Consider the following 23,673-nt stretch of genomic DNA (forward strand, 5'->3'; position numbering starts at 1 on the left):
ACTGAACGTTGGCTCGTCGATTACAACGAATACCGCCCGCATGAGTCGCTGGGCGGCCTCCCGCCGGCGCACTTCATGCCTCGGTTAACCCTCGCTCCGATCATCTATCCGCCAATGTCTACTTGACAGGGGTGCTTACGCAGCCAAGCGCATAGCCTTATCAACCGCCTTGCAGATCGTCTGAAGGACCTCGAATTCGAGATCGCTCAGGTGCGCGCCGGCGCCTACTCGGTACTGGTCAAGATTCGACTCGAGTTGGTCTTTCGAGGGCTTCAGATTCGAAGTGCTCATTGGGTCTCAAACCTGCATTTTGCACAGCGTAGAAATGGTGCCAGACTGCAATTCCACTTTCGAAATCCTAGTCCGACACCTTTTTCCGGTTTTCCTCTCAAGATTTCTGTCTGGCTCCCTATGAGCCCCTTTTACTCGGCATACCAAGCATCGTAAAAGTCGCCCAACTCAATGCCAGCAACCTCTGGCAGCGCTTGCAATCCGACAAGGAGAGCCTTTCGATCCTCTTCAGACGGGGAACCACGCCCCGCCGCAACCACAATACCGTCCGTTTCGCGTAGGGGCAGCCTACCACCAAGACCACAGATCAATAGTTGACGTGATTCAACTAGGTCAATGACTGCTTCCCACCATGCATCGTAGCTGGGCGCAGCAAGCGGTTCCTTGAATGTGATTTTTACGTCGAAGCAAAGCTCCCGAAACTCACCTAGACGACGTTTTTTTCGCTGGCGAGCGTTGAGTCTGCATATGCGATTTTTAGTAGGTATACGGGTCAGCATGAAAGGAGTTTCTATTAGGAAATGTGCCAAACTAGAATTTCAACACACCAAACGGTAGTCACACACCTTTTTTAAAGGAGACACCCCATGCCAAAATTCGTGACCATCGGATATGGCGATCAAGAGGGTTACGATCGCACCCCACAGGCCATCCGAAACGCAGCGCATGCGCACGACGCAAAATTGCAGAAAGACGGTGTACTGATGGGCATCGCAGGCAAGCCAGTACAAGTTCGCAACCACGAAGCCGCACGGGTTGAAACGACAAACGGCCCATTCATGAAATCACCCTTACCAGTAGCCGGCTTCGCCATCATCGAAGCCGCCGACATGGCCGAAGCTATAGCAATGGTGTCGCAAACGCCCTGCGCCGTCGCGCACGGGGTCGTTGAGGTGTGGCCGCTGGAACAACCATAGCGACACCTCTCATTCGCAGCATAGGTTTATCTCTTGCGAGAACAAGGGCATGGCAGCCCCGCGCCAATCCCCTACCCCGCATTCACAAATGCCGATGGCTGCAAACCATGGCCTGCCCGATCAGCCCCTCGATCAGCCCGGCGAGTCCCCTCGCACTTCCATCATCCAGCCATTCCGTCCGAACCATCCGAAACCCCATCGCCAAGCTGTACTGCCAATCCAGCTCCAGTATCCGGTAATCGCGCCCATCCTCCGCGCAATGCCACTGCGCCGCCGGATCCTCATAAGCCGCCCCAATAAAATCAACATGCGAGTCGAACGGCGGCATGGATTCCAGCAGTTCATCTGACCCCGGCAAACTAGGCTCGGAGAGATTCTCCCCCACCGCCACATGCGGCTCAGGGCCGTCATAGGCCAGCAGCATCAACGGAAAATTCTTGGGGTCTGCATCATAGGAAGCCCGGGTATCGTCGGTCAGATAGTCACGAGCCGCCGGCCCCAGGCAGTACTGCGGGCTATTCCAGTCGCTGCTCTCGTTATCGGCATACCGGTCCCCCGGCGTAATACCGTGCTCAGCCAGCAGCGCCAGAGCTTCTTCCATCGTGTCGTTATGGCGTATCGGCATATCCGCCGGCAGATACCCCGCCCCCACGTACATGGCGATCACGTCTCCCGAGGTGCGCAGGCCTTCCTGATATTGGTACGAGCCTTCGTTCAAGCTGGCCAGATCGAAGCTCAGGTTCAACAGCGCGCGATACGGAACACCGTCGCCGCGCGGTTCCATCACGTATCCGCCTTCCAGCAGTTTGGTTTCCAGCGCCCGCCAATCAGGCGGCGGCAAATGCATGTCACGGGGGCACAAAAACTGGTGGTGTTCGGACATAGGCGGGACTCGCTCTGCTGGAGTTGTTGGGGCCGGCGAATTGTAAGCTGGCGCCCCGCGCATTTCCCCAGGCAGAGGAATCAGGCAGCGCGAACGCTTAATCCACTTTCGCCCCCGACCGCTGCACCAGCGGCACCCATTTGGCGATATCCGCCTGGATAAATGCCGCCAGTCCGCTGGGTGGCCCGTCGTGGAAGATCTCATACCCCAAGGCCTGCAGCCGCTGGCGCTGTTCGGCGCTGTCCATGACTTTGCGCGCGGCGGCGTTGAGTTTTGCCACGACGGCCGGCGGGGTGCCCGCGGGGGCCATCAGGCCGAGGTCGACGGTGATCACGTAGCCCGATACGCCCTCTTCCATCATGGTCGGCACGTCTGGCAGCAAGGGGGATCGGGCCTCGCCGGTGACCGCCAGGGCGCGCAGCTTGCCTTCCTTGACCAGGCCGGACACGCTGGGCGTGTTGTAGAAGGCGAAGGCGACCTCATGCGCCATGACGGCGGCCACGCCTTGCGGGGCGCCACGGTAGGGGATATGCGCGGCCTGGGTGCCGGTGATCGACAGCAGCAGTTCGGCCGACAGGTGGTGCGTGGTGCCGTTGCCGCCGGACGAGTACATCAGTTTGCCCAGTTGGGCTTTCAGGGCAGAGACCAGTTCGGGCACGGAGCGGTACGGGCTGTCGGACGGCACGACCAGCACATTGGAGCCGCCGGCCAGATAGGCGACCGGCACGAAGTCCTTGGTCGGGTCGTAGGACAGCTTCGAGAACAGTCCCAGGTTGATGGCCCAGGTATTGTTGGAGCCCAGCACCAGCGTGTAGCCGTCGGGCGAGGCCTTGGCTACGTAGCTCATGGCGATCTGGCCGCCGCCGCCGGGCTTGTTTTCGACGACGACCGTTTGCCCCAGTTGCTGACTAAGGCCGGGCTGGATCGAGCGCGCCAGGATATCGGCCGTGCTGCCCGCCGCCAGCGGCACGACCAGCGTTATGGGACGATCCGGAAACGGCGCCGCCTCGACTGGCGTCGCGACAAGCGACGTACAGGCCAGTACAGCCCCCAGTACAACCCCCAGTAGTGCTTTCATGATGCCTCCGCGCTGGCGCGATCAATGGAAACCATGCTGGCTTGCATGATGCCAAGCAGCGTATCGGAGGAGGCAACCCCGAAAAATAGGCGGGGTGCTATAGCGTCATGCCATCACGGCATGGCGGCGTCGCGGCGCAGGCGTTGGGAGACCGAGCGGACCACGGCGACGAAGGCCTGGGCAGCCGGAGACAAGGGGTAGTTGGCCAGGCGCGCGATGGAGATCGGCCATTCCAGCGCCGGATTGCGCAAGGCGATGCCCTTGATACCGGCGGGCATCTGCCCGCGCGCGATCTGCGGCAGCATGGCCACGCCCATGCCCGCCTGTATCAGGCCGATGGCCGTGGACAGGAGGACGACGCGCTGTTCGACGCGCGGATAGATGTTCGCGGCGATCAAGCGGCGGCTGATGTTGAGCCAGGCGGGCGCTTCGGGATTCAGCTGGATGCAGGGCAATTCGGCCAGCACCTTGGCGTCGACCTCGTCCAGCCTGGCCAGGGGATGATCCATGCGCGCGAAGAGCGCGACGCCGCTGTCCGAAAGCTGTTCCACCATGATGCGGGAGTCGTCGTCCTGCATGACCGCGCCCAGGCCGACGTCGGCCTCGTGCGAGAGCAGGCGCGTGCGGATCTGCTGCACCATGCAGTCGACCACGATCAGGTCCAGTTGGGGGTGGCGCTGGCGGAACTCCATCAGGATGTGCGGCAACAAGGTGGCCGCGCTGACGTGGCCCACGGCGACCATGACTTTGCCGCGCTTCAGGTCGGAGTGTTCGCGGCATTCCTGGATGGAACTGTCGATGGCGAGGATGGCGCGCCGCGCCGCGTCGACCATGGCCTGGCCGTCGCGCGTCAAGGAGACCTCGCGGCCGCGCACCACCAGCGGCTGGCCGACTTCGGCCTCCAAGCGGCGGATCAAGTGGCTGACCGAAGGTTGCGACAGGCCCAGGCGTTCGCCGGCGGCCGTGAAGCTGGCCGTTTCACCGATAGCGACCAGCGCGCGCAGTTGGCGCAGGGAGACGGATTCGATCGGCTCGGTCATGTAGCGACGTCATGATGGAATAGTTTGCATACTATAGCTATATGGATGTGCGGTCCCTAAGATGGGATTTCCCTAACCCGCCAGGAACCGCAATGCCCCACTCTTCCTACGCCGCCGACCGCATGGGATCGGCCATCGTCGAACCTACCGGCCGCTTCGAAGCGGGCAGCTTCGCGTCGTTCACGCTGACGTACACCGCGGGCTATTTCGGCATCGACGACACCGGGTCGATCAAGATCGTGCACCGCTTCGCCAGCGACATGGGCAAGCCGCAGTTCGATCAGCCGGACGGCTGGAACTACACCACGGTCGAGGCTTCCAACGGCGCGGTGTTGCAGGTCGAGTACGACGGCAAGCGCAACATCCGGCCCTGGGACAAGACGCTATTCATCCGGGTGGTGCGCGGCTACCTGGAGGAAGGCGATCGCATCGTGGTGCGCTTCGGCGATACGCGGCAGGGCTCGCCCGGCATGCGGGTGCAGACGTTCAGCGAGCCTACGTTCGAATTCAAGGTGCTGGTGGACGCCTTCGCGACCTACAACTACACCGAGCTGCAACACTCGCCCACCATTGCCGTGGTGGCCGGGCCGCCGGTCGCCTACAAGGCCATCCTGCCCAGCCAGGCGGTGGCGGGCGAGCCCTTCAGCCTGGGTTTCAAGGGCGAGGACAAATGGGGCAACCCCAGCGACCAGGTAGCGGGCGAGTTCACCTTGCGCAGCAGCCTGCCGCTGCACGGCCTGCCTGCCACGTTCACTATGCGCGAGGGCGACCTCTCGTCGCGGCTTGAAGGGTTGGTGGCCGAAGCGCCCGGCGAGCTGCGCATCGAGGTGCTGCGCGACGGCCTGCCCGTGGCGCAAAGCACGCCCTGCCGCATCGTCTCGGCCGGCGGCAGAACGCGCGGGCACTATTGGGCTGACCTGCACGGGCAGTCCGAGGAAACCATAGGCACCAATTCCGCCGAGGACCTGATCCTGTTCGCACGCGACCGCGCCTTTCTGGACGTCATGAGCCACCAGGGCAATGATTTCCAGATCACCACGCCGTTCTGGGAACAGTTGAACAAGCTGACCGCGCAATACAACCAGGATGGATCGTTCATCATCTTTCCCGGCTATGAATGGTCGGGCAACACGGGCCTGGGCGGCGACCGCAACGTGCTGTACCTGAAGGAAGGCCGCCCCATCCATCGTTCCTCGCACGCCCTGATCGACGACCTGTCGGACCTGGCGCTGGACGCCAACGACGCCGATGCGCTGTTCGACGCGTTGAAGAACGAGGATGTGGTGGTGTTCGCGCATATAGGCGGACGCTACGCCGACATTACGCGGTCCCATGACGCGCGGCTGGAGCGCTCCATCGAGATCCACTCCGACTGGGGCACCTTCGAATGGCTGCTGGAGGATGCCTTCCGGCTGGGCTACCGCGTGGGCATCCTGGCCAATAGCGACGGGCACAAGGGCCGGCATGGGGCCAGCCATCCTGGCGCATCGATGTTTGGCGCATATGGCGGCCTGAGCTGTCTGATTGCCGACCAGCTGACGCGCCAGTCGATCGCCGAGTGCCTGCGCCAGCGCCGCCACTACGCCACCACCGGATGCCGCGCCTACCTGGACGTGCAAGCGCATTTCGACAGGCCGGCGCAGCGCTATTCCGATGATCCCAAGCTGGGCGCCCCGGTCACGCGCGAGCCCGTCACGCAGGCCGACATGGGCGCCATTCTGTCGTACGACGGCGACTCGCTGGAACTGTCCTTCGAGGTCCTGACCCATGGCGCCATCGAGCGCGTGGAAGTCCGCAACCGCATGGACGTGGCGCAGACGCTGTACCCCTACGACGAGGCCGCGCTAGGCAGCCGGATCCGCATCGTCTGGGAAGGATCCGAGTATCGCGGCCGCGGCCGCCAGACGATCTGGGACGGCAGCGCGACTCTGGAGGGCAACACCTTCGTCGATCCGCTGCCCATCAATTTCTGGAACCTGGACAAGACCCTCGCGCAACCCCGCCCCGACCTGCTGAGCTGGCGCTCGCTGACCACTGGCGGCTACAGCGGCATCGACGTGCGGCTGAGCGATCCGCGCGCTGGCATGCTGAAAATAGACACGCCGGTGGTGCGCACCGAGATCCCCGTCGACCAGATCGGACTGGAGCCGGTCGTCGTCGAAAACGGCGGCATCCGGCGCCGGCTCCAGGTCTATCGCCTGCCAGACGAGAACCCGGTGCGGCGGATGCAGGCCCGGGTGCGCGTACCGCTGCACACAGACTCCGACAATGCGGTGTACCTGCGCATCACCACCGAGGATGGCTTCTTCATCTACTCCAGCCCGATCTATGTGGAGCGGACCGGGTCCGGGCCGAAATAAGATGGCTGGCCGCTAAGCGCCGGCGGCATCGATCAATTCCGCCGAGGACTCCCGCAGGCACTCGGCGAATAGCTGCGTGGTAGATGTCGTGGTGTCTTCGCGCCAGTACAGGATGGCCTCGCCCAAGGGGCCCAGCAGCGGCAGCGGCAGCATCCGCATGCAACATGGCAAGCAGCAGAAACGTTGCCTCACATGAGGTCAACCCGACAAGCGTCAGATGCGCGCCGAGCAACTCCACCAACACCAGCGCGCGGAGCATCATCAAGGTCGGCCCATCGAGCCGCGGCCGGTGGTGGGAAATCTCCTGCAACGCACCTTCTGCTCGGGCTTATGCGACGGAATCGGCGAGGGGCAAACGTACCGCATCCCTTTCCAGCGTTTCGATCAGTGCGTCGCGCATCACCGCGACGGGTCGCACAAGACGGCCTGGCAGCACGCCATGCACGAGCCATACGCTCAGCCCGCTATTGAACTCCGGCACATCGACGATCTGCAGCGCATTGCGATGCGGGCTGCGCGCCAGCACTTCAGGCGCAGCGAGCCCGACGCCCAAGGCGCGCGCGACCAGCGACAACTGCAGTTCCGAACCGAACGCTTCGACAGCGACATTGAACGGCAAACCCGCCGCAGACATGGCGCGGCTCAGTGCTGAACGCATTCCGCAGCCGTCCTGGTTCAGCACCCAGGGATAAGCCGCTAGATCGGCGAGCGAGACGGGTTTGTCGGGCAGACTGAACGAGCGCGGCGCGACGACGACCGTGGGCTTATAGGCGAGAAGCGTCGACGTCAGGCCTTCCGGCAACGGCACGCCTTCGGGTAAAAGCACGACGACCGCGTCCGCCTTCGCCTTTTCGATGCCCTCCAGCAGTCCTGGCGACCAGCCCGCTGTCACGCGCAGCGTCAGATTCGGAAAGGCGGCACGCAGGCGGTCGATGGGTTGTTCCAACGCCAGCTCAGACAAAAACGGCGGCACCCCGATCCTAAACTCGCCTGTCGGCTCGCTATCAGGCGACGCGACGGCCAGCAGGTCGTCGACCGCGCGTAGCACCGCACGCGCAAGGCCATAGACATCGTTTCCTGCCGCCGTCGGCTTGAGCGGCTTGCTCTGCCGGTCGAGCAACTCGATGCCGAGCATCGTTTCCAGATTCTGGACACGGCGCGTGAGTCCCGGCTGAGTCAGAAACAGCCTCTCTGCGGCCCGCACCATTGAGCCGTTTTCGACCACTGCCACGAAAGCCTGCAAGTCACGCGTGTTCATAAAACAATCTCGCATAAACATTATCAAGATAATTCAATTGTCGCATAACGTTCTTGTCCTTAGGATGGGCCACACTCGTACACCCGGAAGCCCAAACCCATGAGTCAACCCGCTGACGCCTGCGCTCGCAAACTGCCCTCCGCTTCGCTGCCCTCACTGCAAGCGGATGCGTCCCCAGGCGGTGTCCTGACCACGTCATTGACGATCTTTTTTGCCGCCGCCGTCGGCGTGATCGTCGTGAACCTGACGGCCGCGCAACCTCTGACGGGGCCTGTCAGCCGAGCACTGACTCTGCCGCCCGAGCTTGCCGGCGTGATCGCGATGCTCCCGCAACTCGGCTACGCCGCAGGTCTGCTATTGCTCGTACCGCTATGCGACCTCCTCGAAAATCGCCGCCTGATCGTCTGGACGCTCGCCTGCTGCGCGATGTTCCTCGGACTAGCGTCGCTCGCGCGATCAGGCTGGCTGTTCCTGGCATCGGTGTTCATGGCGGGGGCGACATCGAGCGTGATCCAGATGCTCGTGCCGATGGCGGCGTCGATGGCGCCTGAAAGCCGGCGCGGACGCGCAGTCGGCAACGTGATGAGCGGCCTGATGCTTGGCATCCTGTTGTCACGACCGCTCGCGAGCCTGATCGGCGGAACGTTTGGCTGGCGTGCGTTCTATGGCATCGCGGCGTTGGCCGACTTGCTGCTTGCAGTCGTGCTGCTGACACGGTTGCCGAGTCACACGCCGCACACGGCCGCTCGCTACCTGGACTTGCTGCGCTCGCTGTGGACCTTGCTGCGCACCGAACCCGTCTTACAGCGTCGCGCGACGCTTGCCGCGCTCGCGCTCGGTGCGTTCAGCGCGTTCTGGACAGCCATCGCACTGCTTCTCGCCCAGCCGCCGTTTTCGCTGGGTATGCAAGGCATTGCCGCCTTCGCGCTGGCGGGTGCAACCGGTGCGATGGTGACGCCGCTCGCGGGCTACCTCGGCGATTGCGGCGCGGGGCGTGCGACACAAATCGCCGCGCATCTGGTGATGATCGCGGCGGTACTCGTGCTCGCGGCTGCCGGGGCGGGCTGGGGCGGGTTCTCCGCGGCCACGCATCCCGTCCTTGCACTCGCATTGCTGGTAGTCGGGGCGGCGGCGCTCGACGCCGGTGTGATCGCCGATCAAACGCTCGGCCGACGCGCGATCAACCTGATTAATCCGGCGGCTCGTGGCCGATTGAACGCGCTCTTTGTCGGCATCTTTTTCGTCGGCGGCGCAATTGGTGCTGCGCTGTCAGGCGCGGCATGGGCATGGGCGGGATGGAATGGCGTGTGCGTCGTCACACTGGGATTCGCAATTGCCGTGTTTTTGTTCGGCTGCTTCGACCGTGCCGCGGAGTCGAGCCGCCGATGAAGTGAACAGGGTCACCGCCGACGGCGCAGTGCGCGAGGCGCTGCACACAGACTCCGACAATGCCGTGTACCTGCGCATCACGACCGAGGACGGCTTCTTCATCTACTCCAGCCCGATCTATGTGGAACGGACCGGGTCCGGGTCGAAATAAGGCGGCCGGCCGCTAGGCGCCGGCGGCATCGATCAACTCCGCCGAGGACTCCCGCAGGCACTCGGCGAATAGCTGCGTGGTAGATGTCGTGGTGTCTTCGCGCCAGTACAGGATGGCCTCGCCCAAGGGGCCCAGCGGCGGCAGCGGCAGCATCCGCATGGTTCCGCGCTGCACGTAGCGGCGCGCGAGCGACAGCGGCAGGATCGAGACGTATCCCCCGTCGCGCAGCAAGGACAGGTTCAGCGCCAAGGAACTGGACTCGATGGTCGGGCGCAACAGGGTCACGCCATGTTCGGCCAGGATCTCGACCATGGTCGCAAAAGCGGGCGAGCCCTGCATCGGCGTGATCCAGCGCACGTCCTGCAGGTCGGCCCAGGCCACGGGGGTGTCGGGGCCGCCCAATGGGTGGCGCGTACCCACCACGAATACGAAGGGCTCGTGATGCAAGGACTCGTGGCGCATCACCGGCAGATACCCGGTCACGCGGTTGCGGCCCAAGGCCAGGTCGAGGTTGCCTTCATCCATCATCTTGAGCAGGCGATCGAGCGTGGCTTCCACGAACGAGAACGAGGCGTTCGGCGCGCGCCGCGTGAACAGTTCGACGGCATGCGCGATCAGGGGTTGGGGAATCGTCACCACGGCGCCGAATCTGACGTGGCCCGCCGTGCCAGAGGCCAGCGCCTTGACGTCGCGCCGCGCCAGTTCGATCTGGCGCAGGATCTCGCGCCCGCGTTCGACCAGCACGCGGCCTATGCGCGTCAATTCAATGGCGTTGCCCACGCGGCGCACGACCGGCGTGGCCAGCGCCTCCTCGATCTCCGCGATCTGCTTGGAGATGGCAGGCTGCGTGACGTGGAACGCCGCGGCCACCCGCGTCACCTGACGCAGTTCGCCCAGCGCCACCAGGATGCGCAGATGCCCAAGCTTCAGGCCGCTGCGGAAGAAACGTTCTATCGAGCTGTCGGACGGCGTGCTGGCGGGCATATCGGGAGTGGAAAGACTGGGGAATTTGTCGCCATTGGGTAATGGCGCAAGCCGCCAATCATAACCAAATGGTAATGCCGAATGCGGAAAGTGTGATTTGCCGCCGAATGCGAGCAGCCCGTACCCTTCGAACGGACAGCACTGTAGTGCAGGCCTTTCGTGAAGCATCGACGATCAACCGGGAACAATGATTGATCCCACGTCGATGCCGCATCGCATAACCGAACTCACAGTCTGCCGAATAACTCGATGTGCCCCATGGCACACACCCACGGAGACAACACCCATGAGCACGTCCCTATCCGGCGGCGCGCCGGCCTATGCCGGCGCGCAGGCCGCGCAGAATCCTGCGCAGCTTGACGCGCTGTACCGCAAGCTGGCCTGGCGCATCATGCCGTTCCTGTTCCTGTCGTTCATCGTCGCGTACATCGACCGCGTGAACGTGAGCTTCGCCAAGCTGCAAATGCTGGCCGACCTGTCGATGTCGGAAACGGTCTACGGCTTGGGGGCCGGCATTTTCTTTCTGGGCTACTTCATCTTCGAAGTGCCCAGCAATCTGATCCTGCATCGCGTGGGCGCGCGCATCTGGATCGCGCGCATCATGGTCACGTGGTCGATCATTTCGAGCCTGACGATGTTCGCGCAGGGACCGCTGTCGTTCTATTTGCTGCGTTTCCTGCTGGGGGTGGCCGAGGCCGGCTTCTTCCCGGGCATCGTGCTGTATCTGTCGACCTGGTTCCCGTCGAGCCGTCGCTCGCAGATCATCGCCTTGTTTATGGTGGCCATCCCGGTGTCGGGCGCCATCGGCGGTCCGCTGTCCGGCTGGATCATGGAACGGTTCGGCGGCCTGCATGACCTGGCCGGTTGGCAGTGGCTGTTCCTGGTCGAAGGTATCGGGTCGCTGCTGGTCGGGATTGCCGCCTTCTTCATGCTGCAGGACCGGATCGAGACGGTGAAGTGGCTTAGCGCGGACGAGAAGCGCCTGCTGGCGCAGGATCTTGCCGCCGACGACAGCACCCGCGCCCGCCATAGCGTGCGGCAGGTGTTCGGCGACCGCAAAGTGTGGCTGCTCGGCCTGCTCTATTTCTGCATTGCCATGGGCAACTATGGCCTGGTGTTCTGGCTGCCGACGATGATACGGGCGGCCGGCGTGGCCAACCTGGGCAGTATCGGCCTGCTGTCGGCGGTGCCGTCGCTGGTCAGCGCGGTGGCGATGATACTCATCGCGCGTCATGCGGACCGTACCAACGAACGCCGCATCCACGTTGCCGTGTGCTGTGTGCTGGGCGCCGTCGGCATGCTGGTTTCGGTGCTGCTTGCCGAGCACCTGTGGTGGTCGATGGCCGCCCTCATCGTCGCTGCTATCGGCATCAATTCGATCGCGCCGGTCTTCTGGGGCATACCCACGGCGATGTTGAGCGGCGCGGGCGCCGCAGCGGCCATCGCGCTGATCAATTCGGTCGGCAACCTGGCCGGCTTCGTGAGTCCCTATGTCATCGGCTTTCTCAAGGACACCACGGGACAGCTGCTGCCCGGCATGATTCTGTTGGCCTGCGCGCTGGTCGGCGGGGCCTTCATCGCCATGTCGCTGCGCACGAAGCGGGGTCAGGCATGAGCGTGCCCGTCTGTCTGGTGACCGGCGCAGCCAGCGGCATCGGAGCCGCCACGGCCCTGCGCTTTGCGCGTGAAGGCTGGGCGGTGGCCATCAACAATTTCGACGACGGCACCCGCGCCGCGGCCGAGGCGGTGGCCGCGCAGTGCAGCGACGCCGGCGCCCAGACGCTCATCGTGGATGCCGACGTGGGCGACGACGCGGCTTGCCGCCGCATGATCGATGCCGTCGCGGCACGGTGGGGACGGCTGGACGCGGTCGTGAACAGCGCGGGCACGACCCGCGTGATTCCGCACGGCGACCTGGAAGCGATCGACGCCAGCGAGTTCGAACGCGTCTATCGCGTGAACCTTATCGGCATGTTCCAGATGACGCGCGCCGCGGCGCCCCTGCTGCGCGAGCGTCCGGCAGGCGCGGCGTCGGGCTGCGTCATCAATATTTCTTCGCTGGCATCCCTGAATGGCACGGGATCGTCCATCGCCTATGCGGCCTCCAAGGGCGCGGTCAATTCGCTGACGCTGTCGCTCGCGCGCAATCTCGCCCCGCAGGTCCGCGTGAATGCCATCGCCCCGGGCATGGTCGACGACGGCCTGCTGCGGCGCGTGCTCGGTGACGAGGCCTACGCCCGCGTGGTCGACGGCATGCGCGAGAACGCGCCGCTCAAGCGGGTGTCTCAGCCGTCGGAAGTCGCGGAACTGGCCTGGTTCATCGCCGCCCGCGCGCCGGCGATGACCGGCCAGGTGCTGGCCATCGAAAACGGCTTGATGCTCAACATTTGAGCCTTCCCGATACTAGGAACTCCATCCATGAAAGATCTGCACAAACACCGCTCCCGCACGGTCACCGAGGGCGTAACGCGCGCCCCGCACCGTGCTTTCCTGCGAGCCACGGGCCTGGACGACGAGGCCATCGACAAGCCGTTCGTCGCCATCGTCGACACATTCGGCGAGAACACGCCCTGTTCCATGTCGCTGAACCAGGTCTCGGACAACGTCCGTCTCGGGATCGCGGCCGGCGGCGGCGTGCCGATACGGGGCTCAGCGATCTCGGTCTCCGACGGAACGTCGATGAATCACTCGGGCATGCGCTTCTCGCTGGTTTCGCGCGAGACCATCGCCGACAGCGTCGAGTTGTTCGTGCGCGCCCACTGCTACGACGCGCTGGTCGGCGTGGCCGGTTGCGACAAGACCCTGCCCGGCATCCTGATGGGCATGGTGCGCGTGAATGTCCCCGGCGTGTTCCTGTTCGGCGGCGCGATGTTGCCGGGCGTGGCCCCGGACGGCTCGCAGGCCACGATCCTGACGGCCATCGAGGCCGTGGGCGCGGCGCAGCGCGGCGATATGTCGGCCGAGACGCTGCGCGGCATAGAAAAGCGTTGCACGCCGACCGCCGGCTCCTGCCCAGGGCAATTCACGGCAAACACAATGGCGATGGTCGCCGAAGTGCTGGGGCTGGCGCCGCTAGGCTCGGCGATGGTGCCGGCCGTCTATAGCGAACGCATCGCGATTGCCCGCCGCGCCGGTGAAAACGTCATGCGCGCACTGCGCAACGGCGGGCCGCTGCCGCGCGACCTGGTTACCCGCAAGAGCCTGGAGAACGCCTGCGCGGCCGTCGCCGCCACCGGGGGTTCGACCAATGCCATGCTGCACATCCCGGCCATCGCCCACGAGGCAGGCATCACATTCACGCTCGATGACGTCTCGGAAGTGCTTGCACGCACGCCGCTCATCGGCGACATGCAGCCGGGCGGACGCTATCTTGCCGTGGATCTGCATCATGTCGGCGGCGTGCCGGCGGTGCTCAACGCCCTGCTCGCGGGCGGGCATATACACGGCGACACGCTCACGCAAAGCGGCGAAACGCTGGAAACGGCGCTGCGCGCCTTCCCCGGCCCGGACGGCCGCGTGGTCAAGCCGCATGACGAACCGCTCTCGCCCAACGCAGGGCTGGTGGTCCTGCGCGGAAATCTGGCCCCGGACGGCGCCGCGCTGAAGACCGCCGGCCTCAAGCAGCTGGTGTTCTCGGGCACGGCGCGGGTGTTCGAGACGGAGGAAGACTGCATGGCGGTGGTTGCCGCCGGTAGCTATCGGGAAGGCGACGTCCTCGTGATACGCAACGAAGGGCCCAAAGGCGGCCCGGGCATGCGTGAAATGCTGAGCGTCACCGCGGCGATCTATGGGCAAGGCATGGGTGAAAAGGTCGCGCTGCTGACCGATGGCCGGTTCTCGGGCGCCACGCGTGGCATGTGCATCGGCTATGTGGGCCCCGAAGCCGCGGCGGGCGGTCCGATACGCCTGCTGCGCGACGGCGACCGCATCCACATCGATGCGATCAAGGGGAGCCTGGACGTCGAACTCTCGGACGAGGAACTCGCGGAGCGGGCGAAGGCCAGCCAGCCGTTCGTGCGCGGCAGGCTGGGCGGCGTGCTTGAGAAGTATGAAGCGCTGGTGCGTCCGGCCAAGCTGGGCGCCGTAACCCATTCCGGGGCCGTGACGTGGCCGTACGAAGCTCATATCGGGGAAGCGCCTGCCCACGGAGGCCAAAAATGACGAGAACGCCGCGCGTCGGCTTTTGCGGCATTGGCCGCATGGGTGAACCCATGACCCGGCGGCTGTTGGCCGCCGGGCACGAAGTCTCCATCTGGAACCGCTCCAGCGCGAAGCTCGGCTCCCTGGTCGCTGCCGGGGCCGTGGCAAGCGCCACGCCTCAGGCGCTGGGCTCAAGCATGGAAATCGCCCTGCTTTGCCTGGGCGACGGCAAAGCCGTGGAGGACGTCGTGTTTGGCGAACACGGGCTGGCGCACGCCGCCACGCCGCCCCCTTGCCTCATCGACCATTCGACCTTGTCGCCCGCGCTTACGCGCGCCCTGGCCCGGCGCTGGACGGCGTCAACCGGCGGCGTGTGGATCGATGCTCCTGTTTCGGGCGGCACGGACGGCGCGGCTAACGGCAAGCTGGCCATCATGGCGGGCGGACCGGCGGACGCGATCGAAGCCGTGACGCCCTTGCTGCGCGCATACGCCTCGCGCGTCACGCGCATGGGCGACGTCGGCGCGGGCCAGACCACCAAACTGGCCAATCAAGCCATCGTCGCGACCACGCTCGCCGGTTTGGCCGAAGCCTTCGTGCTGGCCAAGCGCAGCGGCATCGATACCGCCGCCCTGCCGTCGGCCCTGCAAGGCGGCTGGGCCGATTCCGTGCTGCTGCAAACCTTATGGCCGCGCATGGTGGCCCCGCCCGAGCATGCTACCGGTACGGTGCGCGTGTTGCTCAAGGATCTTGACGCGATTGCCGAACTCGCCGAAGCGAGCGCCACAATCCAACGCGTGCTGCCAGAAGTTCGCCGGCTGCTGCAGGATGCCGCGCAGCGTGGGATGGGGGAATGGGATCTATCGCAGGTATTCCGGATCGGCGAAGCGGAGAGTCAGGCTAGCGCGTAGCGGACTGGGCGTTAGGGAGCGTTTGGCGGCAGGGGAAGCGTGCTTGGAGGTGTTGGCATGCACTGAGACGATATACCCCTGACAGGTGAATATTGTCTCGATACATGCTCCGGAATGCTCAGAAAGGGCAACCGCGGGAAGGCCTGGCCGGCCACATCAGGCTCCTCCGATCCGCAACAACAACTTCCCACAGACCTCCCCGGACGCCAGCCGCTCATGCGCCGCCTCGGCCTGCCCCATCGAGTAAACCGAATCGACTACCGGCCGTATCGTCGCGGCTTCAATCAGCGGCCAAATATGTTCCTGTAGCGCCACGGCGATCTCCGCTTTGACATCATCCGAACGAGCGCGCAGCGTAGCGCCGGCTATGCTTAGCCGCTTCGTCATCAGCCGGGCAATATCAATCGACGCCATCCGATCCTGCTGGAAGGCAATCAGCACCAATCGCCCGCCCACGGCCATGGCGCTCAGGTCACGGACAACGTAATCCCCGCCCACCATATCCAGCACCACGTCCACTCCCCGTCCGCCAGTCAGTTCACGGATCCGGGCCACGAAATCCTCGCGGCGGTAGTCGATGGCGGCAACGGCGCCCAGTTCCAGGCACAGCGCGCACTTCTCCGGGGAGCCTGCCGTAACGTATACGGTGTGCCCCAGGGCTGCGGCCATCTGGATCGCCAAGGTGCCCACGCCGCTGGCGCCACCGTGTATCAGCAGGTTTTCGCGCGGCGCCAGCCGCCCGAGCTGCCACAACATGGTCCACGCGGTGAAGGCGGCCTCTGGGAGTGCGGCGGCGTCTTCAAGGCTGACTCCGCGCGGCACGGGCAGGCAGGAAGCGGCCGCCGCCATGCAGTACTCGGCGTAGCCGCCGCCGGAAAGCAGCGCGCACACAGCGTCGCCGACTCGCCACTGCGTGACGCCCGGACCTAGCGCTGCCACGTGGCCCGAGACCTCCAGGCCAAGCAGGTCGGAAGCGCCGGGCGGCGGCGGGTAACCGCCCTGGCGCTGCACAAGATCGGCGCGGTTGATGCCTGCAGCGGCAACGCGGATCAGGACTTCGCCGGGACCGGCCACGGGAGGTGGACGATCGGCCCGGCGCAACGCGCCGGCCGGGCCGGTTTCCATGCAGGACATGATGTCATGCGCGCGCACGAGACCTCCCTATCCAGCCCATCTGCTTGGCGATGACTTCGAGCATGACCTCGTTGGCTCCTCCCCCCACCGCGACGATGCGCAGGTCGCGCAGCATGCGAGCGATGCGGTTGTCCCACATATAGCCCTGGCCCCCGAAGAACTGGGCGCAGGCGGACGGGATCTCCAGGGCCAGTTTGCCGGCCAGATACTTGGCCATGGAGGCGCGTCGCACTACGTCGTCTCCGGCGACGAGTGCCTGGCCTGCGCTGTAGGCGAGCGCGCGCAGGGCTTCGATCTGGGTGGCCATTTCGGCCAGGCGGTGGTAGATAGCGGGGTTGTCCATCAAGGGACGGCCGAATGCGCGGCGTTCGCGTGTGTAGTCGGAGGTCAACTGGACGGCATCGTCGAGCGCCGACAGGGTACGCAGGCAGGCCCACAGCCGTTCTTGCTGGAACTGTTCCATCTGGTACAGGAAGCCTTTGCCTTCTTCACCGATAAGGTGGCGGCGCGGCACCCGCACGCTGTCGAAAAAGACCGGCGCCGTGTCCGAACAGTGCATGCCCAGCTTGCGCAGTGGTTTGCCGACAGCGACGCCGGGCGTGTCCATGGGGACCACGATGAGCGATTTATTGCGGTATGGGCCGCCCTCGTCGCTGGTGTTGACCAACAGGCTGATCCAGCGCGCGTGGGTAGCATTGGTGATCCACATTTTGGCGCCGTCTATGACGTAGTCATCGCCGTCCTTGCGGGCGCGGCTGGCGACCGCGGATACGTCGGACCCGGCGCCGGCCTCGCTGACTCCGATGCTGGCCACCGCCTCGCCACGAATGGCCGGCGCCAGGAATTCTTCGCGCAGGGCGTCGCTGCCGTGCGCCGCCAAAGCGGGAATGGCGGACAGATGGGCGCCGATGGCAAATGGGATGCTGGCGCAGTGCGCGTGGCCCAGCTCTTCGGCGGCAACCATCACGTAGGAGAAGTCCAACTCCAATCCGCCGTAGCGGACCGGCTTGTTGATGCCGAGCAGGCCGAGTTCGCCAGCGCGCCGGAATAGTTGCGGCAGCGGGGCCGCGCCCTGCTCTTCCCAGGCTTCGGCGTGCGGGTCCAGTTCCAGGCGGACGAACTTGCGGATCCCGTGGCGCATGTCCTCGTGTTCTGCGGTGAAAAGGCTGCTCATTTTTTCTCCTCGGGCAAGGGGCGGACGTCCAGACCGGCGTTCTGGAGCAGCCGGCGTTCATCCTGATAGGCCTGGCGGGCGTAGGCCGCGTACTCTTCGGGGTTGCGATGCCAGGCCGTCTGATTGATGGTCGTCAGCAACTCCAGATGGCGCGGGTCGTCCAGCGCTTTTGAGAAAGCAGTGTGCAGTTTCTGCACGATCTCGGGCGGCATGCCTTTGGGCCCAACCAGACCGTAGGGGCTTTGCAGCACCAGGTCGATGCCCAGCTCGCGGGCTGTGGGCACATTGGGCAGCGCGGGGCTGCGCTCGGGCTCCCAGATCATCAGGATGCGTGCCTTGTCGCCCACGGCAGTCAGCGTGCTGATGGCGTCGGCATTGACGGTGACCTCTCCGCCCAGCAAGGCGCGGGCGGTCTCCGCGCCGCCCTTGTACGGCACGTGATTCAGCTGCAATCCGGTCTGGCGCTGCAGTTCCGTCATGCCCAGGTGCTGGGTGCTGCCCATGCCCACCGATGCAAAGCTGACTTCGCCCGGATGCGCGCGGGCGTAGTCGGCCACGTCCTGCCAGGTCTTGAAGGGCGAATCCGACCGCACCGCGACTCCCAGCAGATAGCCGGACAGTCCGGTGACGTAGGTGAAGTCTCGCAAGGGGTCCCAGTTGGTCTGTTGCAGATGCGGCAGCCGGAACACGCTGACGGGAGCCTGGGCCAGCGTATAGCCGTCGGCCGGCCCCTTGGCCGCCAGCGTGCCGGCGGCCAAGGTTCCGCCCGCACCGGGGCGGTTCTCCACGATGATCGGTTGGCCCAGTTGCTGGCTGACCAGTTCAGCCAGCACGCGCAACTGCCGGTCGGTGCTGCCGCCCGGCGAATAGGCGACCTGCACAGTGATGGGCCGCGCCGGGAATACCGGCGCCGCCGACGCGGCCGAAGCCACGGCCAAGCCGGCCGTCAGGCCAGCCAACAATCTCGATAGGTGCAACATGTCTCTCCTCCTCGGGGCGGGACCTTTCGGCAGCCGTCCTCTTAGCGTTGCAAGATCAAGGCGTCCAGGGCGACCGCCCCTTGCGCCTTGGCCAATAGCGGATTGACTTCGATATCGGTAACATCCCCGGGCAGCGCGAAGGCGGCACGCGATATGGCGGCGATGGCGCCGCATACCGCGTCCAGGTCGGCCGGCGCCTGGCCGCGATAGCCAGTGAGCAGGCGAAAGCCGCGCAGCTCCTCCAGCATCTCGCGCGCCATGCGCTCGTCCACCGGCAGCACGCGATGCGCCGCGTCGCGGAAGACTTCGGTGAACACGCCGCCCAGGCCCACCGTCATGGCCAACCCGAACACCGGATCGCGCGTGACGCCGACGATCAATTCGCAGACGCCGCTTTCCATGCGCTGGACCAGCACGCCGCGCACCGCGCTTCCCGGCGCGTTGCGGGCGGCATTGTCCAGCACCTCCTGGCTGGCTGCCCGCACCGCCGCCTGGTCGCCCAACCGCAAGCGCACGCCGCCGATCTCGGTCTTGTGCGGGATGTCCGGGCTGAGCACCTTGAGCGCCACCGGGTAACCCAACTGCTGCGCGCATTGCGCAGCCTGATCCGGATTCGCGGCGGGCAGCTCGACGCAGACCGGCACGCCATGGGCAGCCAGCAGGCGTTTGGCCTCGCATTCGTCCAAGCGGCGCGGAATGGCCGGCACCGGCTCGGGCGAACTGCCTGCCCGCCGCAGACGCGCCCAATGCTCGCGGCTATCTGCCATTTCGAACCAGGGCAGGTACACCGCCAGCGCGGCCACGGCGCGCGCAGCATCGGTAAAGACAGGTACGCCCGCCGCCTCCAGCTCGCCGCGCGAGCGGGCGCGGCCGGTGTCGATCGCGATGAACAGACGGCCCGACACCCGCGAGGCCTCGATCAGCTCATGAGCGATGCGGTCCAGCAGGTAGCCCGTGCCGTACACCAGCACGGTATCCACGCCGTCGTCATCGGCCAACGCGCCGAACACCTTGCCGGCGATACCTTCGCGGTTGTAGAGGTTGGCGGTCAGATCGATGGGGTTGCCCACCATGCCCAGTTCGGGCGCCGTGTCGCGCAAGCGTTGCTGCAGGTGCGCGGCCAACGGCGGCACCTGCAGGCCGCTGTCGACCAGCAGATCGGTCAGCAGGCCGCCCATGGCGCCGGAGATCGACGCCACCGCCACGCGGCGGCCGCCGCGCCGGCCTCCGAAGCTGGTCAGATAGGCCAGGTCCACCAGATGGCCGGGATCACGCGCCTGCATGATGCCCAGCTGGCGAAACGCCGCCCGGTTGACGGCCTGGTTGCCGGCCAGGGAGGCCGTGTGCGACATCGCCGCCGCCGAGCCCTGCTCGGTCTCACCGGACTTGATCAGGATGAGCGGCTTGCCCGCCTGGCGGAAGCGTTCGGCCACCGCGATGAAGCGCTCGCCGTCGCGCAAGCCTTCCAGGTAGCCGATGGCGCAGCGGGTCTGCGGATCGTCGACGAGGTAGTCGAGGTACTGGGCGAACTCCAGGCACGCTTCGTTACCCGTATTGATGAACTGATTGAAGCGCACGCCGCGGTCCCGGCCTGCGCCGTAGATGACCGCGCACATATTGCCGCTCTGCGTCAGCAGCGCGACATGGCCCGGCTCGCTGGGCGGGTAATCCTTCAGCAACGTGGCGAAGGCGCTGATGGCGCGCGTGTTGAGATTCGCCAGTCCCATGCAGTTCGGCCCGCAAACCGCCATGCCGGTTTCCTTGGCGAAATCCACCAGTTCCTGCTGGCGCGCCACGCCAGCCTCGTCGGCTTCGGCGAAGCCGGCGGCGTAGACGATCGCGGCGCGGATGCCACGCTCATGGCAACGCCTCAAGGTCGGCAGCACCGCCTCGGCGCCGATCGCCAACACCACCAGATCGGGCGCCTGCGGCAGTGACTCGACATCGGGATAGCACGCCAGCCCGTGCATCTGCGGATACTTCGGGTTGACCGGATAGACCGCGCCGCCATAGCCGAAGTCGACCAGATGATCGATGGCGATGCCGCCCAGCCGCTTGGGATCGGCCGACGCACCGATGAACGCGATCGAGCGCGGATCCAGCAAGCGCTGCATGGGCGTAGCATGCGGCGGATGCGACGCCAGCACGGCTTCAGGCTTACCCATGGACGCTCCTCAGGTCCGTCTTGTTGTGCGAAATCACTTCCGTCATGCCGCGATCCCGGATCTCGGCGAATTCTGAGGACGCGTGCGTGACCTGATGGGTATCGAAGTGCGCCTGGACCGCATTGCGGAAGCCCTGGATGTCGTAGGTGCGGTTGACCGACTTCTTCAAGGCCCGCATCGCGAACGGTGGCGCTTGCGCGATGCGCTCGGCTGCCGCCATGGCGCTGTCATCCAGCGCATCGCGCGCCACTACGCGGTTGACCATGCCGATGCGGTAGGCGTCGGCCGCGTTGATGCGCTCGCCCATGAAGAGGAATTCCTTGGCGTGGCGCATGCCCATGACCCAGGGTTGGAACAACACCTCGGTGGCCGCCAATCCCATGGAGAACATCACCGAATCCCAGAACCACGCGTCATCGGCGGCGATAATGAGATCCGCCATATTGGCCAGCATGAATCCCCCCGCCACGCAGGCGCCCTGCACTTGCGCGACCACGGGCTTGGGGCAATCCCAGATGTTCAGGCAGTAATCCAGGTAATGAAATTCTTCGTAGCGCCAACGCTCCTGGGCGCTGAAGTCCGATCGCTTGGCCTGAGCCTCTTTCAGGTCGTGCCCGGCCGAAAAGTGCTTGCCCTTGCCGGCCAGCACGATGACGCGCACCGATTCGTCCGCGGACGCCGCGGCGATGGCGGCATCCAGGTCGATCAACATTTGCCGCGTCTGGGCGTTTGCGGCATCGCCACGGTTTAGCCAGATGCGGCGCACCGCGCCGCGGTTCTCGATGATCAGGGGGCTGTCGTTTTGCATGTTGTCTCCATCCCGGCGATGTGCCGTGCTGGACATTTCAAAGATTCCTGCGGCACACTGCACGCAATACAATCCAATATGTGCGCAATATGAACAAGCCGCAGAAATCGGTGGAAGGCGCGCAGAGCGTCTTCCGCGCCCTGGATCTGTTGGGGCTGATCGCCCGCCAGCACGCCGAGGGGGCCGCGCTGGCGGACCTGGTCGAGGCCACGGGCTTGGACCGCACGACGGTCTATCGACTGGTCGGCACGCTGGAACATGAACACCTGGTGGAACGCGACGCCGTCACGCGCCGCTACCGGCTTGGCATGGAGGCGATGCAGATCGGCCTGACCACCATGGGACGCGCGCCCATCCTCGACGAGTGCACGCCGGCCATGCTCGAAGTGGCGCGGGCCAGCGAGGACACGGTCTTCCTCATCGTGCGTAACGGTGATTTCGCGCATTGCCTGCACCTGGAGCAAGGCACTTTTCCCATCCGCACCGTCACGCAGCACGTGGGTGGCATGCGGCTGTTGGGACTCGGCACCGCCGGGCTGGCCTTGCTGGCCACCTTGCCGGACGTCGAGATGGACGCCATCTACCGCCGCCACCCCGATGAATACGAAAGGCATGGTCTGACGAATGCGCGACTGTCCAAGCAAGTGCAGCAGATCCGCGCCGACGGCCATGCGGTGACGGTCGACGTCATCACGCACGGCGTGTGCGGAGTCGGCGTGGCCTTCGAGATCGGCCACGGCGGCCACGCGGCGCTGAGCGTGGCCTCGATCATCGACCGCATGCCCCCGCCGCGCCGCCTGTGGCTGGCCGAGCTGATGCGCACGCAACTGCGCGCGCGCGGCTTCACACCGGTGGCCGGCACGGCCTGATCCGCACGCTGTTCATATTGCGCACTTTTTCTTGCGCAAGGTTTGCAGCCCCTAGTCCCGCTGGCTTTGAATAACTGTTCCGAGGGCGCCCCACGGCGCCCCACACAGAACCAGGAGACAGCAATGCAAAGGACAGCGATAGTGACCGGCGCCGCCGGCAGTATCGGCCAGGGCGCGGTGCGCAAATTGCTTGAACACGGAAGGCGCGTCGTCATGGTGGACCGCGACAAGGCCGCGCTGGCCCAGGCCCGCGCATCCTTGCCGGCCGACCGCGTGATGGCCGTGGCGGCGGACATCGCGGATCCCGCCGCGCCCGCGCATATCCATGAACAAGCCCGGCCTTGGGGCCCAGTCGCCGTGCTGGTCAACAATGCCGCCATCTCGCCCAAGCACGAGGGCCTGGCCGCGGACCTGTTGAGCATGGCCGACGAGGAATGGGACCAGGTGTTCCGCGTCAACGTCACCGCCGGCATGCGTCTGGCCCGGCAATTCGTGCCCGACATGCTGCAACAGCATTGGGGCCGCATCGTCAACGTGTCATCGCGCGCCGGCCGTTCGCACGCCAACGCCGCCAGCGTCGCCTACATGAGCAGCAAGGCCGCGGTCCTGGGCATGACCCGCTCGTTCGCGTCGGAGTTTTCGGCGCGGGGCATTACCGCCAATGCCGTCGCCCCCGGTCTGGTAGAGTCCGCGTTGACGGCGCGCGTCTCGCCCGAGCTCCTGCAGCGCATCCGCGACAAGACCCCGGTAGGCCGCGCCGGCACGCCCGATGAAATCGGCGCCGCCATTGCCTTCCTGGCCTCCGAAGACGCCGGCTTCATCACCGGCGCCTGCATCGACATCAACGGCGGAGCGCTGATGTGCTGAGCGTCGACGGTTCCCACACCCCGGAGTTGGTCAGCCTGCAACCGGGACGCATCGCCTGCGTGACGATGCAGCGCACCGGCGCGCTCAATGCCTTTGACATCGAGATGGCCGTGGCGCTGCGCCACGCCTGCGAGCAGGCCTTGCAGGACAAGGCCACCCGCGTGCTGGTGCTGCGCGGCCTGCCCAGAGCTTTCTCGGCCGGCGGCGACGCCGCCTGCATGCGTGCCGATCCCGCGCGCAACCCGGCGCGCATCATCGAGCCGCTGCACGCCCT

At 65.5% G+C, this 23,673-nt stretch carries 24 protein-coding genes; 12 read left to right on the forward strand and 12 right to left on the reverse strand.

What is annotated here, in order from left to right:
* Positions 1-126 (forward strand): integrase core domain-containing protein (locus tag VIR09_RS20810; RefSeq protein ID WP_332014594.1); only part of this gene is annotated, 126 nt, incomplete at its 5' end.
* 296 nt (positions 127-422) lie between these two features.
* Here VIR09_RS20810 and VIR09_RS20815 read toward each other — a convergent pair.
* A complete protein-coding gene (locus tag VIR09_RS20815) occupies positions 423-791 on the reverse strand; it encodes a 50S ribosome-binding protein YggL (RefSeq protein WP_332014572.1) in 369 nt (122 codons plus the stop codon).
* Positions 792-878: 87 nt separating this feature from the next.
* On the opposite strand from VIR09_RS20815, the gene VIR09_RS20820 reads away from it, so the two are divergent.
* Entirely contained in the window at positions 879-1,208 is a 330-nt protein-coding gene (locus VIR09_RS20820) for a YciI family protein (RefSeq protein ID WP_332014573.1), read from the forward strand.
* Between the two features lie 82 nt (positions 1,209-1,290).
* Here the strand turns inward: VIR09_RS20820 and VIR09_RS20825 are convergent, their stop codons facing one another.
* The 3 genes from VIR09_RS20825 to VIR09_RS20835 form a co-directional block, all read right to left on the reverse strand.
* Entirely contained in the window at positions 1,291-2,091 is an 801-nt protein-coding gene (locus VIR09_RS20825; protein WP_332014574.1) for a hypothetical protein, read from the reverse strand.
* A 97-nt stretch (positions 2,092-2,188) separates the two neighbouring features.
* Positions 2,189-3,169 (reverse strand): tripartite tricarboxylate transporter substrate binding protein, encoded by a 981-nt coding sequence (locus VIR09_RS20830; protein ID WP_332014575.1) that lies wholly within the window; start codon positions 3,167-3,169, stop codon positions 2,189-2,191.
* A 113-nt stretch (positions 3,170-3,282) separates the two neighbouring features.
* On the reverse strand, positions 3,283-4,209 hold the full coding sequence (locus VIR09_RS20835) for a LysR family transcriptional regulator (RefSeq protein ID WP_119451312.1): 927 nt from the start codon (positions 4,207-4,209) through the stop codon (positions 3,283-3,285).
* A 92-nt stretch (positions 4,210-4,301) separates the two neighbouring features.
* Between VIR09_RS20835 and VIR09_RS20840 the strand changes: the two genes are divergently transcribed.
* The gene (locus tag VIR09_RS20840) at positions 4,302-6,569 is read left to right on the forward strand and encodes a DUF3604 domain-containing protein (protein ID WP_332014576.1); all 2,268 of its coding nucleotides are present in this window, start codon (positions 4,302-4,304) and stop codon (positions 6,567-6,569) included.
* Positions 6,570-6,581: 12 nt separating this feature from the next.
* Here VIR09_RS20840 and VIR09_RS20845 read toward each other — a convergent pair whose 3' ends face one another.
* Together VIR09_RS20845 and VIR09_RS20850 are read right to left on the reverse strand one after the other, a co-directional pair.
* Complete coding sequence (locus VIR09_RS20845; RefSeq protein ID WP_332014577.1) at positions 6,582-6,728, reverse strand: hypothetical protein; 147 nt, start codon at positions 6,726-6,728, stop codon at positions 6,582-6,584.
* 169 nt (positions 6,729-6,897) lie between these two features.
* Positions 6,898-7,827: a LysR family transcriptional regulator gene (locus VIR09_RS20850; RefSeq protein ID WP_332014578.1), complete on the reverse strand. Its 930-nt coding sequence runs from the start codon at positions 7,825-7,827 to the stop codon at positions 6,898-6,900.
* A gap of 99 nt (positions 7,828-7,926) precedes the next feature.
* Here VIR09_RS20850 and VIR09_RS20855 point away from each other — a divergent pair, with 99 nt between their 5' ends.
* Positions 7,927-9,216: an MFS transporter gene (locus VIR09_RS20855; protein ID WP_332014579.1), complete on the forward strand. Its 1,290-nt coding sequence runs from the start codon at positions 7,927-7,929 to the stop codon at positions 9,214-9,216.
* 1 nt (position 9,217) lies between these two features.
* Positions 9,218-9,367: a hypothetical protein gene (locus VIR09_RS20860; RefSeq protein ID WP_332014580.1), complete on the forward strand. Its 150-nt coding sequence runs from the start codon at positions 9,218-9,220 to the stop codon at positions 9,365-9,367.
* Between the two features lie 12 nt (positions 9,368-9,379).
* On the opposite strand, the gene VIR09_RS20865 is transcribed toward VIR09_RS20860, so the two are convergent.
* On the reverse strand, positions 9,380-10,351 hold the full coding sequence (locus VIR09_RS20865) for a LysR family transcriptional regulator (protein ID WP_332014581.1): 972 nt from the start codon (positions 10,349-10,351) through the stop codon (positions 9,380-9,382).
* A gap of 286 nt (positions 10,352-10,637) precedes the next feature.
* On the opposite strand from VIR09_RS20865, the gene VIR09_RS20870 reads away from it, so the two are divergent.
* The 4 genes from VIR09_RS20870 to VIR09_RS20885 are packed head-to-tail and all read left to right on the forward strand — an operon-like array spanning position 10,638 to position 15,402.
* Positions 10,638-11,966, forward strand: coding sequence for an MFS transporter (locus tag VIR09_RS20870; protein ID WP_332014582.1), 1,329 nt, complete (start codon positions 10,638-10,640; stop codon positions 11,964-11,966).
* Positions 11,963-12,742 carry an SDR family oxidoreductase gene (locus VIR09_RS20875; RefSeq protein WP_332014583.1) on the forward strand — a complete coding sequence of 260 codons (780 nt, stop codon included), beginning with the start codon at positions 11,963-11,965 and terminating at the stop codon, positions 12,740-12,742. The genes VIR09_RS20870 and VIR09_RS20875 overlap by 4 nt, the downstream gene beginning before the upstream one ends.
* Positions 12,743-12,769: 27 nt before the next feature.
* Positions 12,770-14,512: a dihydroxy-acid dehydratase gene (ilvD, locus tag VIR09_RS20880; protein WP_332014584.1), complete on the forward strand. Its 1,743-nt coding sequence runs from the start codon at positions 12,770-12,772 to the stop codon at positions 14,510-14,512.
* On the forward strand, positions 14,509-15,402 hold the full coding sequence (locus tag VIR09_RS20885; protein WP_332014585.1) for an NAD(P)-dependent oxidoreductase: 894 nt from the start codon (positions 14,509-14,511) through the stop codon (positions 15,400-15,402). The genes ilvD and VIR09_RS20885 overlap by 4 nt, the downstream gene beginning before the upstream one ends.
* Before the next feature lie 156 nt (positions 15,403-15,558).
* Here the strand turns inward: VIR09_RS20885 and VIR09_RS20890 are convergent, their stop codons facing one another.
* Genes VIR09_RS20890 through VIR09_RS20910 form a run of 5 tightly spaced genes read right to left on the reverse strand, consistent with a single transcriptional unit; the run spans position 15,559 to position 21,663 of the window.
* Positions 15,559-16,554 carry an NAD(P)H-quinone oxidoreductase gene (locus VIR09_RS20890; protein ID WP_332014586.1) on the reverse strand — a complete coding sequence of 332 codons (996 nt, stop codon included), beginning with the start codon at positions 16,552-16,554 and terminating at the stop codon, positions 15,559-15,561.
* Positions 16,541-17,710: an acyl-CoA dehydrogenase family protein gene (locus tag VIR09_RS20895; RefSeq protein WP_332014587.1), complete on the reverse strand. Its 1,170-nt coding sequence runs from the start codon at positions 17,708-17,710 to the stop codon at positions 16,541-16,543. The genes VIR09_RS20890 and VIR09_RS20895 overlap by 14 nt, the downstream gene beginning before the upstream one ends.
* Positions 17,707-18,690: a tripartite tricarboxylate transporter substrate binding protein gene (locus VIR09_RS20900; RefSeq protein WP_332014588.1), complete on the reverse strand. Its 984-nt coding sequence runs from the start codon at positions 18,688-18,690 to the stop codon at positions 17,707-17,709. The genes VIR09_RS20895 and VIR09_RS20900 overlap by 4 nt, the downstream gene beginning before the upstream one ends.
* Before the next feature lie 41 nt (positions 18,691-18,731).
* Entirely contained in the window at positions 18,732-20,855 is a 2,124-nt protein-coding gene (locus tag VIR09_RS20905; protein ID WP_332014589.1) for an acetate--CoA ligase family protein, read from the reverse strand.
* On the reverse strand, positions 20,848-21,663 hold the full coding sequence (locus tag VIR09_RS20910) for an enoyl-CoA hydratase (RefSeq protein ID WP_332014590.1): 816 nt from the start codon (positions 21,661-21,663) through the stop codon (positions 20,848-20,850). Before VIR09_RS20910 ends, VIR09_RS20905 begins: the two co-directional genes overlap by 8 nt.
* A gap of 89 nt (positions 21,664-21,752) precedes the next feature.
* Here VIR09_RS20910 and VIR09_RS20915 point away from each other — a divergent pair, with 89 nt between their 5' ends.
* The 3 genes from VIR09_RS20915 to VIR09_RS20925 all read left to right on the forward strand — a co-directional run.
* On the forward strand, positions 21,753-22,532 hold the full coding sequence (locus VIR09_RS20915) for an IclR family transcriptional regulator (protein ID WP_332014591.1): 780 nt from the start codon (positions 21,753-21,755) through the stop codon (positions 22,530-22,532).
* A 123-nt stretch (positions 22,533-22,655) separates the two neighbouring features.
* Positions 22,656-23,399, forward strand: a complete 744-nt coding sequence (locus VIR09_RS20920; protein ID WP_332014592.1) for an SDR family NAD(P)-dependent oxidoreductase — start codon at positions 22,656-22,658, stop codon at positions 23,397-23,399.
* Positions 23,393-23,673 (forward strand): enoyl-CoA hydratase-related protein (locus VIR09_RS20925; protein ID WP_332014593.1); only part of this gene is annotated, 281 nt, incomplete at its 3' end. The genes VIR09_RS20920 and VIR09_RS20925, both read left to right, overlap by 7 nt.

The organism is Achromobacter sp., from assembly GCF_036567245.1.
Lineage (GTDB): Bacteria > Pseudomonadota > Gammaproteobacteria > Burkholderiales > Burkholderiaceae_B > Achromobacter.

What these genes read in the sequence shown, in the direction of transcription:
- VIR09_RS20815 (WP_332014572.1), bottom strand. Translation starts at nt 791, where the DNA reads ATGCTGACCCGTATACCTACTAAAAATCGCATATGCAGACTCAACGCT.
- VIR09_RS20820 (WP_332014573.1), top strand. Translation starts at nt 879, where the DNA reads ATGCCAAAATTCGTGACCATCGGATATGGCGATCAAGAGGGTTACGAT.
- VIR09_RS20825 (WP_332014574.1), bottom strand. Translation starts at nt 2,091, where the DNA reads ATGTCCGAACACCACCAGTTTTTGTGCCCCCGTGACATGCATTTGCCG.
- VIR09_RS20830 (WP_332014575.1), bottom strand. Translation starts at nt 3,169, where the DNA reads ATGAAAGCACTACTGGGGGTTGTACTGGGGGCTGTACTGGCCTGTACG.
- VIR09_RS20835 (WP_119451312.1), bottom strand. Translation starts at nt 4,209, where the DNA reads ATGACCGAGCCGATCGAATCCGTCTCCCTGCGCCAACTGCGCGCGCTG.
- VIR09_RS20840 (WP_332014576.1), top strand. Translation starts at nt 4,302, where the DNA reads ATGCCCCACTCTTCCTACGCCGCCGACCGCATGGGATCGGCCATCGTC.
- VIR09_RS20845 (WP_332014577.1), bottom strand. Translation starts at nt 6,728, where the DNA reads ATGCGGATGCTGCCGCTGCCGCTGCTGGGCCCCTTGGGCGAGGCCATC.
- VIR09_RS20850 (WP_332014578.1), bottom strand. Translation starts at nt 7,827, where the DNA reads ATGAACACGCGTGACTTGCAGGCTTTCGTGGCAGTGGTCGAAAACGGC.
- VIR09_RS20855 (WP_332014579.1), top strand. Translation starts at nt 7,927, where the DNA reads ATGAGTCAACCCGCTGACGCCTGCGCTCGCAAACTGCCCTCCGCTTCG.
- VIR09_RS20865 (WP_332014581.1), bottom strand. Translation starts at nt 10,351, where the DNA reads ATGCCCGCCAGCACGCCGTCCGACAGCTCGATAGAACGTTTCTTCCGC.
- VIR09_RS20870 (WP_332014582.1), top strand. Translation starts at nt 10,638, where the DNA reads ATGAGCACGTCCCTATCCGGCGGCGCGCCGGCCTATGCCGGCGCGCAG.
- VIR09_RS20875 (WP_332014583.1), top strand. Translation starts at nt 11,963, where the DNA reads ATGAGCGTGCCCGTCTGTCTGGTGACCGGCGCAGCCAGCGGCATCGGA.
- ilvD (WP_332014584.1), top strand. Translation starts at nt 12,770, where the DNA reads ATGAAAGATCTGCACAAACACCGCTCCCGCACGGTCACCGAGGGCGTA.
- VIR09_RS20885 (WP_332014585.1), top strand. Translation starts at nt 14,509, where the DNA reads ATGACGAGAACGCCGCGCGTCGGCTTTTGCGGCATTGGCCGCATGGGT.
- VIR09_RS20895 (WP_332014587.1), bottom strand. Translation starts at nt 17,710, where the DNA reads ATGAGCAGCCTTTTCACCGCAGAACACGAGGACATGCGCCACGGGATC.
- VIR09_RS20900 (WP_332014588.1), bottom strand. Translation starts at nt 18,690, where the DNA reads ATGTTGCACCTATCGAGATTGTTGGCTGGCCTGACGGCCGGCTTGGCC.
- VIR09_RS20905 (WP_332014589.1), bottom strand. Translation starts at nt 20,855, where the DNA reads ATGGGTAAGCCTGAAGCCGTGCTGGCGTCGCATCCGCCGCATGCTACG.
- VIR09_RS20910 (WP_332014590.1), bottom strand. Translation starts at nt 21,663, where the DNA reads ATGCAAAACGACAGCCCCCTGATCATCGAGAACCGCGGCGCGGTGCGC.
- VIR09_RS20915 (WP_332014591.1), top strand. Translation starts at nt 21,753, where the DNA reads ATGAACAAGCCGCAGAAATCGGTGGAAGGCGCGCAGAGCGTCTTCCGC.
- VIR09_RS20920 (WP_332014592.1), top strand. Translation starts at nt 22,656, where the DNA reads ATGCAAAGGACAGCGATAGTGACCGGCGCCGCCGGCAGTATCGGCCAG.